Below are 15,270 nucleotides of genomic sequence, written 5' to 3'. Positions count from 1 at the left end.
TCGGTCCCTCGGCCGGGTCGTCACTCTGTGGGATCAGGCTCCCCTGACACGCTCGATGGTAGCAAATTCACCCCCAGCTTCGCCAAGACCGCGGGGAGAATCGCGCCCAAAAGTTGCGGACCGGTTCCCCGCTTCGACCGGGGCCGCGACAGTTCCTCGGTCAGCGGGACCGCCTCCGACCGATGCTCCGATCGGGGAAGCTGGCACACCGCCGAATCCAAGATCAACATAGTACGTGCACAATCAACATTGTGTTCGTTCAAAAATTTGATCAGTTTTTCAAGAACATAATGCCGATGCTGACAGCTCGGGTGGCGGTAGACCGATTGCCCCGCCACCATCTGGTAGGCGATCCGGCAGAATCGTCCGCCGACCTTGACATGGATGTCGCGCGGATCCTTGCCACTCAATCGCCACTTGGCGGCTTGGATCCTGAAATAATCATTACATGTGATCAAATTGTCGGCGATCCGGAGGATCACTTCGCGGAGCGAGTGATTGCCGCGGCGCACCAACGCCCCGTTGCTCCGGTCGACGGTGTCGCTTTGATACCGCGAGGGAAACAGCCCGGCGCGGCCGGTGATCGAACGGGCTTTGGGATAACGGCCGATCGGCCCCATCTCGCCAGCGAACTCGGCGGCGGTCGCCACGTTGATCCCCGGAATTCCCAGCAACAGCACGTAGGGGGTGCGAGCCAGGAACCCGGCGAGATCCCCTTCGACGGTCCGGATGGCCTCAAGCTTGGTCATCCGATCTCCATCAAGTGACATGAGCAACCGCAGATGACTTGGCGATTGCGAATGTTGTGCGGGAGCCGCCTTGGACCAGGCGACGATCTTCTCGACGGTCTTCAGATGCGGATGGAATCCCGCCTCACGAAGCCGCCTGAGGAGCCCGAGGACACCGACCTCGAGAATCGCGTCGGCCGATTGCAAGTTCTTGACGATCCAGAGCGGCAGTGGGCTGTCAAACGGATCAATGACCGCACTAAACCCTGGCATGATCAATTGAAAATGGTCGTGAATTTGGTTTCGAAGTGTGACGTTCTTGGTGACAAGATCGCGGCGATGACGAGCCAGGAGTTGGAGGTCAGCGTAGAGGGGGTCGGGTTCGTGCTCGAGGAGTCCGAAACCGTTGACCGCCGCGCGATGGATGGCGGAGAGGTCGGTGTCATCGGTTTTATTGCCGGGATCGGCGGGCTGGCGAAATTGCTTGGTGGCGAAGGGATGGACGATCCGGACCTCAAAGCCAGCCGCCTGGAACGCGGCCTGGACCGGCAGGTGAAACCGCCCCGTGCGTTCGACCACGACGATCACCACCCCGAGCCGAAGCCGCTGAGCCGCCGCGTGGACCGCATGAATCGCTGCCTCGAACCCCCCGCGATCGTGGTTGATGACCGTGGGAGGGAGCAGGACCGTCCCATAGAAATCGGCCAGCAGGAACTTGGATCGTGCCTTGGCGCAATCGATGCTGACGATCCCAAACCGTTCTGGGCCCACGGCTTGCACTCGGGGATGCAAGGTTCCCGTAGGCTTCTGAATCTCGTGGGAGCGACGATGCCGCCTGGAAGCAGTGCGAGTTGCCATGCGAATGGACCTCCAAGAAAGGACCGGGAAGAAATCCCACTCCTACTATGGAAGTCTTTATGAGCCAGAGAGTTAAGAGTTATTCTCTCTGATTTGCTACATACCAGGGGGACATAGCGATTATCGACAACTGTCGATAATCGCTATGTCCCGAATGGCATGAAGCTAACGGTAAGGCGAAGCGGTTGTGGGGGTTGAGAAAAGAAGGGCCTCCTGGCACGATGGGGTTGCTTTACGACACCAACGTGCACAAGAGGCCCTCTGATGCATCACCGGATTGATACCATTGTCAAGCAGATCCGACAAGACATCGCTCTCCATCTCGCCCCTGAATCCATCCTCTCGGCCTGTCGCTCCGTGGGGCATACCTGGCGGCGATGCGTGCTCACTCCCCCCGCGATTCTCCACTGGTTTGTGATCCAGGTCATTCACGGCAACACGGCCCTGACCCACATCTCGCTGTTCGGCGGTCGCAGCTTTACCGCCACGGCCTACTGTCAGGTTCGTCGTTTTTTAGGCGAACAAAGACAGCCATGTAGGAATCGGTCAAAACGAGGGCGGGCAGCCTGGGGACGAAGTGGCCCCGTCCCGGCCAGGAATACTGGCGGTTTGTTCAGATTTCGGGGACGAACCGCGGGCCGATGGACCATCTCTGTCGCTGCAGATCACGCTCGCCACACTGGTCATATCAGGGGAGTGACCCCACACAGCCGGATCCGACGTTGGTGATCGGACAGAGCGCCACGCTTTAACCACGGCTTTGCGCCACGGGGACATTCGACGTGATTCGGTCCCTCGGCCGGGTCGTCACTCTGTGGGATCAGGCTCCCCTGACACGCTCGATGGTAGCAAATTCACCCCCAGCTTCGCCAAGACCGCGGGGAGAATCGCGCCCAAAAGTTGCGGACCGGTTCCCCGCTTCGACCGGGGCCGCGACAGTTCCTCGGTCAGCGGGACCGCCTCCGACCGATGCTCCGATCGGGGAAGCTGGCACACCGCCGAATCCAAGATCAACATAGTACGTGCACAATCAACATTGTGTTCGTTCAAAAATTTGATCAGTTTTTCAAGAACATAATGCCGATGCTGACAGCTCGGGTGGCGGTAGACCGATTGCCCCGCCACCATCTGGTAGGCGATCCGGCAGAATCGTCCGCCGACCTTGACATGGATGTCGCGCGGATCCTTGCCACTCAATCGCCACTTGGCGGCTTGGATCCTGAAATAATCATTACATGTGATCAAATTGTCGGCGATCCGGAGGATCACTTCGCGGAGCGAGTGATTGCCGCGGCGCACCAACGCCCCGTTGCTCCGGTCGACGGTGTCGCTTTGATACCGCGAGGGAAACAGCCCGGCGCGGCCGGTGATCGAACGGGCTTTGGGATAACGGCCGATCGGCCCCATCTCGCCAGCGAACTCGGCGGCGGTCGCCACGTTGATCCCCGGAATTCCCAGCAACAGCACGTAGGGGGTGCGAGCCAGGAACCCGGCGAGATCCCCTTCGACGGTCCGGATGGCCTCAAGCTTGGTCATCCGATCTCCATCAAGTGACATGAGCAACCGCAGATGACTTGGCGATTGCGAATGTTGTGCGGGAGCCGCCTTGGACCAGGCGACGATCTTCTCGACGGTCTTCAGATGCGGATGGAATCCCGCCTCACGGAGCCGCCTGAGGAGCCCGGGGACACCGACCTCGAGAATCGCGTCGGCCGATTGCAGGTTCTTGACGATCCAGAGCGGCAGTGGGCTGTCAAACGGATCAATGACCGCACTAAACACTGGCATGATCAATTGAAAATGGTCGTGAATTTGGTTTCGAAGTGTGACGTTCTTGGTGACAAGATCGCGGCGATGACGAGCCAGGAGTTGGAGGTCAGCGTAGAGGGGGTCGGGTTCGTGCTCGAGGAGTCCGAAACCGTTGACCGCCGCGCGATGGATGGCGGAGAGGTCGGTGTCATCGGTTTTATTGCCGGGATCGGCGGGCTGGCGAAATTGCTTGGTGGCGAAGGGATGGACGATCCGGACCTCAAAGCCAGCCGCCTGGAACGCGGCCTGGACCGGCAGGTGAAACCGCCCCGTGCGTTCGACCACGACGATCACCACCCCGAGCCGAAGCCGCTGAGCCGCCTCGTGGACCGCATGAATCGCTGCCTCGAACCCCCCGCGATCGTGGTTGATGACCGTGGGAGGGAGCAGGACCGTCCCATAGAAATCGGCCAGCAGGAACTTGGATCGAGCCTTGGCGCAATCGATGCAGACGATCCCAAACCGTTCTGGGCCCACGGCTTGCACTCGGGGATGCAAAGTTCCCGTAGGCTTCTGAATCTCGTGGGAGCGACGATGCCGCCTGGAAGCAGTGCGAGTTGCCATGCGAATGGACCTCCAAGAAAGGACCGGGAAGAAATCCCACTCCTACTATGGAAGTCTTTATGAGCCAGAGAGTTAAGAGTTATTCTCTCTGATTTGCTACATACCAGGGGGACATAGCGATTATCGACAGTTTTCGATAATCGCTATGTCCCCCCTTTCCGTGCCCGAGCGTAATCACGGAAAACACGGATGTGCATGATTTGTGGCCAGTAGCATGCTTCAATATTGCTGCTTTACCTGCATTTCATGAAAGTGGTAATCCAGGTTTACCCACGCAGCAGGACGCGGATCAGGATCAGCGTCACGAGTCCGACGACCCAGGCGAGCCGGTTGTTGATGGAGCGGTTGACCGCGACCAGCCGCTCGATCGAGGCTTGCAGAGCCTGCACGTCCGCGGTCGCCACGAACGCGGCTGGCGCGGGTTGTTCGCCGAGTTCTGGCCGCTCCTCCTCATCCGCGATCAAGGCGGGCGGCGCGATCGGGACATCGACGAGCCGCCGGCATTTCGGGCATTTGATCGAGAGGCCCGCATGCTCGTCCTGGACCTTGAACCTCCACTTGCAGATGCAGACAACCTCGATCATATAAGCGATTCCGCCGTTGAGAAGTTCCCGCCCCGGTGGGTGTCAGAGGCGATCGATTCCGGGATTTTCAGGTGAGGACAAGTGGGTCGGAATCTCCGGCAGGTCGAGGGGAGGAGTCGCGTCCCCCTTGAGCTCGGAGAGGATGTTGATCGTGCTGCCGAGGATGGTGTGGTGTCCCCGGACGATCCCGAAGAGCGCTTCCAGATTCTCGCGGTCCTCAAGCACGATCTTGGCCATCGAGCGCGAGGAGTTGATCTCGGCCCGGAGCAAGGTGTGCAGGCTTCGGACCACGTTCCAGAGCGATCGGACCGTGTGCTCGGTGATCGGGTAGTCTTCGGGCAGCTCAGGAAGCTCGGGCATATCGGGGAGTTCGGGAAGCTCGAGGGACATCGGTTTCCCTTTCCGGATCAAGGGATCGGCAAAGTGGTTGAAAGACGGCTGGGACTCGGTGACGCCGGGGGGGCCGATGATGTTAGCACGCTCGAGGCGCCGCGGTCAGATCAATGGCCGGTGTTCGTAGTAATGGCTCAGGGCCCACATCCGCTTGACCTGGCGGGCGACGACGAAACCGGTGACGGCCAGGGCCGCCATGAAGATGTTCGGGTACTGCGCCCGGCTCGATGCCCAACTGGGATGGTGCCAGTGATCGAGGAAGAGGAGCAGGTAGCCGATCTCGGCCAGCGCCGTGGTGAACCAGACCAGTCGCGCCCGCGACCAGAGGCCCGAGGCTGCGATCAGGAGCGGGTAGCCGACGAGTAGCGTGCTCTGGAGCGCATCAAGGACTTTCAGGAGGACCGTGACGAGCGTGATGTCCGTCGCCGACCAGACCAGGTGCACTGTCTCCGACTTGAACCCGCGACGCAGAAGCATTTGATAAACGATGGAGGCGACCGCCCAAAGGGCTAAAGTCGCCATGACCATCGAATGCACCGAGAGGACCGGTCGCTCGGTGTTGTGATAGTTGAACTGAGTGAGCGCGGCAACCAGGCCGAGCCCGCCGAGTCGGGAGACCAGCTCCGGTTCGCGGCGGGTCCAGCGGCGCAGGCTTTGCCAGGCTCCGTTACCGTCGACGTCCTCGCCGCGCAAGAACCGTTCGAGATTGTCCGCGAGCTCGGCCGCCGAGGCGTAGCGATCGCGGGGGGCCTTCTCCAGGCAACGGAGACAGATCTTCTCGAGGCCGGGAGGCACCCCGGGGCGAACCTGGCTCGGCGGCGGTGGTTCGCGCTCCAGGACGAGCACGACGGTCTCCATCACCGTCGAGGCGCGGAACGGCGGGCCGTCGGTCAGCAACTCGTAAAGGATCGCGCCCAGGCCGTAAACGTCGGCGGCCGGAGTCAGCTCGCGACGCAAACCCGAGGCCTGCTCGGGCGCCATGTAGGAGGGGGTTCCCATGATCGCGCCCGAGACCGTCAGGTGGCTGACCTCTTCGACCCGTCTGGCCAGGCCGAAGTCGGTGACGTGCGGTTGATCCCGCGCGTCGAGCAAGATATTGGCCGGCTTCAGGTCGCAGTGGAGGAACCCTTGCCGGTGGGCGTGGTCCACCGCCCGGGCCACCGTGGCGAGCAAGCGCGCCGCCGCGTACGGATCTTCGCAGAACCGGGAGATCTGGCGGGCCAGGCTGCTTCCCTCAACCAGCTTCATCGTGAAGTAGTGCCGCCCCTGGTGCTCGCCGACCTCGTAGATCGGCACGATGTGCGGATGATCGAGGTTGGCCGCCAGCTCGGCCTCAAGATGAAATCGCTCCATCTCGCTTGGCGAGGCGAACTCGCCCGACAAGATCATCTTGAGCGCGACCAGCCGCTTCAGGCTCTTCTGACGGGCCTTGTAAACGACCCCCATGCCCCCCCGCGCAATTTCCTCGAGCAGTTCGTAGTCGCCGAACTCCCCGATCAACGGCTCCGCGCTCGCTTGAGAAGATAAGCTCGGAGAGGCGACGATCGTCGCTTCCTGGATCAGTTCCGAGGCGCCGTCTGGCCGCGCCCGCGACATGAGTGTGTCCCCTCGACGGTCGGTTTTCGCCCCACCGAAGACCTTGTCGACCAGTCGCGTAAAATCGGGGAACCGCTGGCGATACTCCATCGCGGCGACCGACTCCCCCCTGCCCTGGCGCAGCTCCAGCTCCAACGGGAGGAGCTCGGTCAACAGGGCCGCCTGCTCGGGCTCGGGAAGCCGTTGGAGCTCGTCCTCGATCCGGGGACAGCCGCCGGCTCGCCAGGCGCGTTCGAACCGCTCGCAGGCCGTGTGGATTCGCCGGGCCAGGGAGAGGGACGCGGGGCTGGATCCGAGCACCTCGGGACGGTCGCTGGCCGTCATTCGCTCTCCTCCTCCTCGGACCAGATCTTGCGGATCAGGTCGAGCCGACGCGCCACGGTCCGACGAGCGCAGCCGAGTCGCTCGGCGATCTCGTCGTTGGTGTATCCTTCCATCCGATCGAGCGCCACCCGTCGGAGCGAATCGTCGTCCAGGGCGTCGAGTAAACGCTCGTACTCTTCGGCGAACATCGCGGCGAACTCGGGCGTCGGCTCGGACCCGGCGACGAAGTCGAACCCGGCCGCCGTCTCATCGGTCAGGCCGCCCGGCAGTGCGGACTCGTCGAGCACCCGACCCCCGCCTCGCTTCTGACGCGTCCGGCGCTGGACCTGGGCGCACGCCTTGCGGGCCGTAATGACGACGAGCAAGCGCCAGAGATCATCCCGGTCGCTGAGGAGTGGGAACTGCCCCTTGGCCGCCCCGGCACAAAAGCTATTGAATGCGCTTAGCGCCGCGTCTTCCTCATCCTCGATCCCGGGCGGGCGATGGGTGGCGCGCAACTTCGCCCGCGCCAGTTGGACGAGCCGCGCAAAGTACCGTTCCCAGAGCGGTTGGGCGGCCGCGACGTCCCCCGCCTTCAAGTCGCCGATCCAGTGCGTGACCGATCCCTGCTTTTCCAACGACACCGTAACCTCTGCCGCCTCAGGCCGTTGTTGAAGAGGAATCGGGTGATTGACGAGGATCCATTGTACCGGACTCGCCGCGTGGAAGACCGGTCCCCTGCAATTTTGCCGCAAGACCACTCCGACCGTGCCCGCCAACGACCCAAGGGGGGAACCGAAACCAACGAGTCGGCTCGTCGACTCAGGCGTAATTTCATACGCAGGTCAGGATTCGGCCGAGGTGGCGCAATTGGTTTTTCTTGGGTAATCGGTCGATCCGGACCCTTTTCCTGAGATTTTTCTGAGGAGTCGTGGCACGATCGGAGGCGGTTCGGGCAGAGGGTTGTTGTCACAATCGTGATCGGCGCCCCTAATTGGGCGGCGGATGTTGCAGGGAAGCCTCCACAAAAATATAACGGTCATCCGTCCCGCCAGAGGGAGTCGCATCTTGTTGGACGAGACTGCAAAGACCGGGCCATCGCCAAGTTCCGAAGCGACGGGGGAATTGGCGTCGATCGCCTACCTGCTCGCGAGCCTGGAGACGATGCGCGCCAGGAATCTGATCTCGGCCGAAGCGTTTGCCACGGTGGTTGCGGAAACGAGGGCGCGGCGGGACGAGCTCGAAGGCGTCGGGCGGGTTCTGAAGGGGGTGGAACCGCTCCCGGTCATTCCCTTGGCGGAGGAAGCCAAGGCAGAGCGAGCGGTGGAAGCAGAAACGCTCGAACCGGCTCGGCTGGCTGTGAAACGGGGCGACGATCGCAGGGTGATCGAGGTTTGTGGCCCCTGGCTCGAACGTTATCCCGACCACCCAGAGGCCCTGGTCTTGCTCGCTTTCTCGTTGCGGCGGGTGGGCCGGCTCGCCGAGGCACTGGCGCTCTATCGACGATTGAGCCTCCTGAATCCGCAAAATGAGGTCTGGTCGCAGTGGGTGCGCGACATCGAGAAGCGACTGCCGGCCGTCCCGCAAGCGCGCTCGCCCGAGGTCAGAACCGTCGAGCGTGAGCCTGAACCTGAACTCAGGCCTGAGCCAGCGACTGACTCCGAGCCGGTACGGCCCGCATTCTCCTGGTCGAGTGTCGCGGGGGAGTTTCTCGAGGAGCACTGGCAGAAGCTGATCCTCTGCCTGGCGGTCCTCTTGATCGTGGTCAGCTCGACGGTCGGGGCGCACCTGCTGCTCGGACCTCGGCTCTGGTCGCCGGTCGGAAAGTGTTCGTTGGCGTTGGTCTATACGCTGATGTTCGCCGCGTTTGGCGCGGGCCTGGTGCGCTGGGGGGCCGAGCGCGCCGGGCGGATGATGCTCATGACGACCCTGATCGTCGTCCCGGTCAATTTCATGCTCGCGGGCGAGATGCGGCTCTTGATCGCGCCGAGTCTTTCACGCCTGGTCGTGCTCGGGCTTGACGTCACCGCGCTCTTCTTCGTGACCAGGATGGTGGCTCGGGCCCTGGACTGGCGGAGCGGGGCGACTTTTCTTGCCGTCGCCCTCGTGGCCCTGAGCGCCTGTGACGCGGCGACCGCGCGGGGTGTCTCGTATGCCTGGGGTGTCTCCGCGTTTCTGATTCCCCCTTGGATCTTCCTGGCGAGCGTGGGGTGGCTGAACACCCGGTATCAGGCCGAGAGCGATGACGAGCACCGGGATTTCGCCTACTTCTCGCTGGGGCTGCTCACGTTCGCCTTCCTGTCCGGGCTGCTTCGCACGGCCGCCGCGATCAAACCGGAGCTGCATCCTTGTTTGTTTGCCGTACCGGTGATGCTCACGGCGATCGCGTTCGTACACACGGCCTATCACCAGGTGCGTTATGAGAAGGATCGGCGGCGGATCTTGCTCATGCGGTTCGGCGGTTTGATCCTTTCCGCCTTGGCGTTCGCCTTGGCCCTGTCCCGGCCCCCAGGACTGTCGGCGCTCTATAGCGGCAACATCCTGGCGACGGCTCTCCTGGGGCTGGGACTCTATGGGGCCTTGCTCCGCGTTTACCGCCAGCCGGCCTATCTCTATTTTGCGTTTGGCTCGCTCTTCCTGGGATACTTCGGCGCGTTCTACTTCATGGTCGACCTGGTCCACTCGGTCGAAGAGGTCGCACGCCAGGCCCTGGGCTATCGCCAGAAACTTCCCTTCCCGTTCAAGGCGCTCAACGGGCTGGGGTTCAACGCGCTGCTCGCCCTTCTTGCCGTCCGGTTCGCGAGGCGCTGGCAGGACGAGCGACTCGCCCGGCATTGCCACTACCTGGGCATTCCGTTCGCCATCGCCGCATGCGTCTTGAGCGCCTTTGAGCCCAAGGCGGCGGTCCTCTGCATGTCGGGTTATACGATCCTCTTCACGATCGCGATCCCGCTGTTCGCCGCGCCGAGGGTGGTCTATCTCGCTTGCTCGACCCTGGCCGGAGCGCTCCTGTTCGGGTCTCTGCTCGTGCCCGGAATCACCCTGGGGGCCAGGGCCTTGGGAACGGTTGCGCTCGGATTCACGATCTGGGGAACGGGTCGCGTCAGTCAGAGATGGCGAGTGCCGGACGCCTATCGGATCCCGTTGGTCCACGTGGCCCTGGTCCTGGCCGTGGCGGCGATGGCCGCGGCGGGTGTCTCCGTGCTCCACCCCGCGCCGGCCACGATCACGGCCCCCTCGACGTTCCTCTTCGCCGCCTGGCTCTGCGCCCTCGTCGTCGCCGACTTGCCCCACGTCCCCCTGGTCTTTCTCACGGTTGTGGGGCTGTTGGGAGCCGCTCTGGGGGGATTGACGCTCGCGAGCGGTGATCGGGCCTGGTTCTCGCCTCATTTCGGCGTGGTGACCGCGGCCCTGGCCCTGATCTTGATGACGGCCCTGGAGGGGGTCAGGAACCGAACGTCGACCCGGGCGCGAGTCTTCCTCGCGGGGCTGCCCGACGCCGTGCTGATTCTCGTGCTCCTGGCCGTGGTCATGGCGGCGGGAGGAGGGGGCGGCCAGTCGGTGTCGGTGGCCGCCACGTTCGCCCTGGGCGGTGTGGCCTGGCTCTGGCTGACTCGATTTCGTCGTGAGGTGGCGCTCGTCTACCTTGGCATCGGTCTCGTCGTGGCGTCGCAACTGGTGCTCGGCTGGGGCCGGGTGGCTTGGCCCGATCCTGGGATCGGTCTGGGGGCATTGGCCCTGATCTCCGCCGCGTCGGCCTTGGCGTTGTGGAGAACCGGGTATGTCGTGCGTCGTGAGGGAGGCGATTCCTTTTATGCGATTCCGTGCTCCGTGATGGCACTCGGAATGACAGGCCTTGTCTTCGTGCTCGCCTTTCTCGCGCGATTCGTTTCACGTGACGCCTATCCCGCGAGCGCTGGCGCGTTGCTGGCGAACAGCGTCGTTCTGATCTTGCTCACCGCGACCTGGCGCACGCCGCGCTTGACCTATGCGGCGGTCGTCTCATTGGTCTCCGCGACCTATTTGACCCTGTTCAGCATTGGCCGGTCCGACCCGTCGAAGGCGTACATCCTCGGTCTGGTGGCCGTGATCGAGGGGCTCGGGCTCTGGAGAATCGGGTTGCTCACGCTCCGGTCCGGTCGGGCCGAGACGATTCGGATCTATGCCCGGCCACTCTTCATGTCTTCACTTCTATTGACCGTGCTTGCGATCCCGACGTCGCTCTCGTCCGCCGTTGCGATGTCCCTGATTGCGGTCGCGTTCCTGCTGATGGTCAAGAGCTTCCCCGCCGCGGGCTGGCTGTATGCGGCCTTCGGTTCTCTCGTTTGCGTGCTCAACCTGACCTTGCTCCCGCGCCTATCGGGCGAGCAGCGGATGGCGGGCGCGGTGCTCGGGGTGTTTGCGCTCTGGGGAGTCGGCGTCGTGGCCCAGCGGGTTGGGCTCCGCGTTTGCCGGTGGCTGAAGATTCCCGCCTTAGCCCTTGAGTTTCCGTTTTTTAATGCGGCCGTGATTTGTGGATATGTGGCTCTTTGTCTTTTGCTGATGCCGATCGTTGCTCACGAGGTGCCATGGTCGGCCCACGCCTGGGTGCCGCTCAGTCTCTCGATCTTCTGCCTGTTGATGCTCAAGGCGTACCACTATTCGGGGTGGATTCACGCCTTCGCCGCACTCGCCTCGACGGGATACCTCATGGCCGTGGCCCCGCTCGTCACCATGCCGGCCGGCTGGTTGCTGGCCGGCACTCTGTTGGCTGTCTTCTGGCTCGTTCTGGGCCGAGATTTCCTGAGGGTCGAGCCGGTGCTCTGCCAACGACTCGGGATCGACGAGGTCGGGGCCGGCTCCGTTCTCGAGCGCTGGTCCCTGTTCGCCTTCACGATCGCGGGGAGCCTGACCGCTCTGTTGGTGGGGGCCGCCACCTTCGCCTGGGTCTATTTCGGAGATGTTCCCTCAACCCTCATGGCGGACGCAGGATGGTCTGTCGTGGGACCGACGCTGTTGCTGGCCTGGGTCTACGTCGTGGGCCAGACGCCTCGGTTCGGCGAGAACCGCGTGCTTGGCCTCTATGTGGTCTTGACGCTCTTCCTCTGGTGGCTCGGCATTTCGCCGATCCTCGTCAAGTTCGTCGGCCGCTTCACGAACGTCATCCCGTTGCTGACCGCCGGGCTCGGGTTGGCAATCGTTCTCTTCGACACGCGAGGCGAAGTGGGCGCGACCGTCTCCGCGCGTCGGGTCAACCTTGCGGACCGCGCGGCGTTCCTGCTCGGGCTGATCGCTTGCGCGTTCACCCAGGGAGAATTCACCGCCACGACGATGACGCTCGGCACCCTGCTCCTGGCGACCCTGACGTTCGGCATCCAGGCGATCACCCGACACCGGGTGTCGTCCGCCTTGGTGGGGGGCCTGACCTGGTGTGCGTTCAGCTCGCTTCTGGTGTTTCAACTGGGGCGCCCGCGTTGGATCTCCGCCACGACTCCGTGGGCGTTTGACCTCGCCCTGGGGACGACCTCGGCGATCCTCGCGCTCTGGGCCCTCGCGACCTGGTTGCGGACGACCAGCTTTGCCTCGAAGTCGTGGGGCGTGGAGTCACGCGGCCGGGTTGTGCTTGCTCTCGAGCAGGTGGCGCTCCTGGGGTCGTTTTGGGCGGTGGCTTCGATCGCGTCGCTGACGCTGAGCGTGAGTTCGGTCGACCTGGGTGACGGTGAAGCCCTGGTGGGGGTCGGCATCCTGATGGTCGCCGCCGGGTTCGACGTTCTGGTGGCCCGTCGCTGGTACGCGCCCTGGCTGATCTACGCCGCGCAAGCCACGCTCTTAGGGGCTTACTTCCACTACCGCTTCTTCTTTCCCGTCTCCGTCGCGACCGACGCAGCCGTGCTCACGCTGCTCGGCTATCTCGACCTCGGTCTCTCCGAGGTCATGCAGCGTTTCAAGATGAACCTCTATGCCCGGCCCACCTTGTACGTCTCGCTCGTCCTGCCGCTGATCCCGCCGGCGATGGCGATCCTCGACGGGCGCCTGGATGAACTCAGCTTGTTCCTGCTCCTCACCACGGCGGCCTTCTACGGCGTGGCCTGTTACACGAGGCAGTGGAAGTCGCTCGGCTATGCGGCCGCGGTGCTCCTCAACGCCATTCTCTGGATCGCCTGGTCCCGAGTCGGCTGGCAACTGGCCGACCATCCCCAACTCTTCCTGATCCCCGTCGGCTTATCCGCCATCCTCTTCGCCGAGGTGAACCGCCGCGAGTTCGGCACTGACATCGTCAACGCGATCCGAGGACTCGGTCTGACCGTGGTCTACGCTTCACTCGCCCTGCCCATCTGGCAGTTCCAAAGCTTCGGCGCCTGGCTCACGCTCCTGCTTCTGTCTCTCGTCGGAATCTTCGTCGGCATCGGCTTGCGGATCCAGACCTTCCTCTGGCTCGGCCTCGTCGGCTTCGTCCTCGACGTCGTTTACCAGGTCGGCCGCGTGAGCGCGGCGAATGTCCTGGCACGCTCGGGCGTGATGCTCTCCCTGGGCATTCTCCTGTTCCTTTTCGTCGCTCTCAACGAGAAGAAGCGGATCGTGTCGACCATGAGGCAGTACTACGACCGGGCGCGGGAATGGGAGTGATCACGACAGAGGCAATTCGATTTCAGTGCAAATTGTGATATGGTGAATATTGTGTGGTGTAAGTATTTGCGAGTTGTTTTTCATGAGAGCGAGATGTGGTGATGTCGTTATGGATTGGGCGTGCGGTCGCCCTGTCGCGGCATTGCCAATCCTTCTGTGTGAACGCTTGTCTGCGCGGTCATGCCAACTTTGCCAGCCCCGATGGGGCGACCGTGTAAGGCCCAGGGCGCAATCCCTGGGGAACTCCTCGAAGTCGTCTGAAACTCTATTGTGGTGTCGATAAGTGCGATATGGTGGGCACTCCGAACTTGTGCCCAGTCGGTTCTGTTGGCTCAGGCTTGATGCGAAATCCGCCGGGCGGCGTACAAATAAATTGCTGTCGAGATGGCGGCAACCCAGGTCAAGGCCGTCAGAACTCGCCACGTGATGGTAGCCAACCCTTGTGTTTGAGCCACGGACGACGCGAATCGGGGGAACGCTTTGTAGTCGGCACTCGTGAGGGCTACGCCTTGGCTTGCGCGGTCGACGAAAAAGGATTGCCATCGGGTGTGGAATCTGCCGATCCGTTCCAGGTAGTCGTCCCAGCGAGTGGGACCGTTGCCGGCCAGTTCCACAATCGCGTCGTTGATCAGGACTGGGGGAACGAGGTAGGCAAGCCGATCGCTCAGGCGGCGTTGGGCACGCACTTGGGCTTCGTGGTTGGCCAGCATCGCGTCGGCTCGGGCGTCGGCGGCGAGCGTGACTGCGAGAGTCTGCTTGCTGCGAGCGTCCCCACGGTCGCCGGCGCTGCGGTGCTCCTCGCGGAATTTGGTCTCGGTGGCCTCGCGGTCGCGTTCGGCGTCGATTGCGGCGTGGCGCACCGCCAGCACCATCTCGGACCGCGGCGGCGTGGGATAGAACACCTGGGCCGTCGCATTCATGGCGGCGGGGGCCACGAGCAAGAGCAAGACCCAGGCCATGACCAGGGCCACCGTATTGAACGAGGAATCACGCCCCAGGCTGTTGACCAGCAAGGAGAGTGCCACCCAGAACAAGCCGTAGAACCCGATCGTCAGCGTGAGCAGGGCGAGCGATGCCAGTCCCGCGGCTCCGCCCGTGACCAATAACAGAGCGCACCCGAGAGTCACAATTGCGGCCGCGATCACGCTGCCGGTGCGCACAGCCAACTTACCGGCGAGCACGGTCATGAGCGGCGCGGATGACGCGACGGTGAGCGCCAGCGTCCCTTGTTCGCGCTCACTCGAGAGGACGTTGTAGCTCAGGGCCAGCAACACCAGGGGGTAGAGGTAGACGATGACAAAGGCAACGTCGAAACTGCCGCTCAGTAGGTGGGTTGGGTTGGCGATCTCATCGACGAACAGGAAGCTGTCCTTGCTTCCGGCCGACACCTGGAAGCTGTGCGGGTAGAGGTCCGCCAGCCCCACCGCCGTGACGGCGAGTGGAGCATTGGGCAGGTAGGCCACGGTGGCGGCCTGGCGCCGACCCACGTAGATCGCGTTGCCGGGGTCGCGATAAGGGGCATCGGGTGGTTTGACCTCACCGCGCTCGATCTGGCCGAGCTGTCGGGTCAGGGTCGCGAGTCGCTCGGCCTCGTCCTGCTGCTCCGCCAAAATGCTCCGGGCGCGTTCGTCGAGCCGGACGCAACCGTTATGCAAAGCGAAGAGGAGGCAGGCCAGCAGGAGTGCGATCGCGGACCACCAACCGAGATCGGTGCGCAACAACCGCCACTCGCAACGCATCGACGTCTTCAACACCGAGGTGGAGACGTCCTTACGAACAGGGTTCGCAGCCTGTTGTTGAGGCGTACGGGACACGGACGTGCTCATGCG

The 15,270-nt window shown here is 63.2% G+C and carries 8 protein-coding genes; 1 reads left to right on the top strand and 7 read right to left on the bottom strand.

Going from position 1 to position 15,270, the window contains the following annotated elements; genetic code table 11:
• Positions 1–20 precede the first annotated feature (20 nt).
• The 6 genes from BUS42_RS39915 to BUS42_RS39890 form a co-directional block, all read right to left on the bottom strand.
• A complete protein-coding gene (locus tag BUS42_RS39915; protein ID WP_159452358.1) occupies positions 21–1,499 on the bottom strand; it encodes an IS110 family transposase in 1,479 nt (492 codons plus the stop codon).
• A gap of 894 nt (positions 1,500–2,393) precedes the next feature.
• Entirely contained in the window at positions 2,394–3,872 is a 1,479-nt protein-coding gene (locus BUS42_RS39910) for an IS110 family transposase (RefSeq protein WP_159452357.1), read from the bottom strand.
• 353 nt (positions 3,873–4,225) lie between these two features.
• The gene (locus BUS42_RS39905; protein WP_074317176.1) at positions 4,226–4,543 is read right to left on the bottom strand and encodes a hypothetical protein; all 318 of its coding nucleotides are present in this window, start codon (positions 4,541–4,543) and stop codon (positions 4,226–4,228) included.
• A gap of 42 nt (positions 4,544–4,585) precedes the next feature.
• Complete coding sequence (locus BUS42_RS39900) at positions 4,586–4,933, bottom strand: hypothetical protein (RefSeq protein ID WP_074317175.1); 348 nt, start codon at positions 4,931–4,933, stop codon at positions 4,586–4,588.
• Between the two features lie 105 nt (positions 4,934–5,038).
• Positions 5,039–6,856, bottom strand: coding sequence for a serine/threonine-protein kinase (locus BUS42_RS39895; protein ID WP_074317173.1), 1,818 nt, complete (start codon positions 6,854–6,856; stop codon positions 5,039–5,041).
• Positions 6,853–7,479 (bottom strand): ECF-type sigma factor, encoded by a 627-nt coding sequence (locus BUS42_RS39890; protein ID WP_074317587.1) that lies wholly within the window; start codon positions 7,477–7,479, stop codon positions 6,853–6,855. Before BUS42_RS39890 ends, BUS42_RS39895 begins: the two co-directional genes overlap by 4 nt.
• A 427-nt stretch (positions 7,480–7,906) precedes the next feature.
• Here BUS42_RS39890 and BUS42_RS39885 point away from each other — a divergent pair, with 427 nt between their 5' ends.
• Positions 7,907–13,441 carry a tetratricopeptide repeat protein gene (locus BUS42_RS39885; RefSeq protein WP_074317585.1) on the top strand — a complete coding sequence of 1,845 codons (5,535 nt, stop codon included), beginning with the start codon at positions 7,907–7,909 and terminating at the stop codon, positions 13,439–13,441.
• Positions 13,442–13,773: 332 nt separating this feature from the next.
• On the opposite strand, the gene BUS42_RS39880 is transcribed toward BUS42_RS39885, so the two are convergent.
• A complete protein-coding gene (locus tag BUS42_RS39880) occupies positions 13,774–15,267 on the bottom strand; it encodes a DUF3526 domain-containing protein (RefSeq protein ID WP_083671336.1) in 1,494 nt (497 codons plus the stop codon).
• Positions 15,268–15,270 lie beyond the last annotated feature (3 nt).

Origin of the sequence: Singulisphaera sp. GP187 (assembly GCF_900129635.1) — a bacterium.
Classification (GTDB): domain Bacteria; phylum Planctomycetota; class Planctomycetia; order Isosphaerales; family Isosphaeraceae; genus Singulisphaera.
Note: the sequence above shows the minus strand (reverse complement) of the source record. Positions and strands in the feature narration are given on the sequence as shown.

Excerpts from the sequence above, each read along its gene's own strand:
- BUS42_RS39900 (WP_074317175.1), bottom strand. The coding sequence starts at position 4,933 with ATGTCCCTCGAGCTTCCCGAACTCCCCGATATGCCCGAGCTTCCTGAG.
- BUS42_RS39880 (WP_083671336.1), bottom strand. The coding sequence starts at position 15,267 with ATGAGCACGTCCGTGTCCCGTACGCCTCAACAACAGGCTGCGAACCCT.
- BUS42_RS39905 (WP_074317176.1), bottom strand. The coding sequence starts at position 4,543 with ATGATCGAGGTTGTCTGCATCTGCAAGTGGAGGTTCAAGGTCCAGGAC.
- BUS42_RS39895 (WP_074317173.1), bottom strand. The coding sequence starts at position 6,856 with ATGACGGCCAGCGACCGTCCCGAGGTGCTCGGATCCAGCCCCGCGTCC.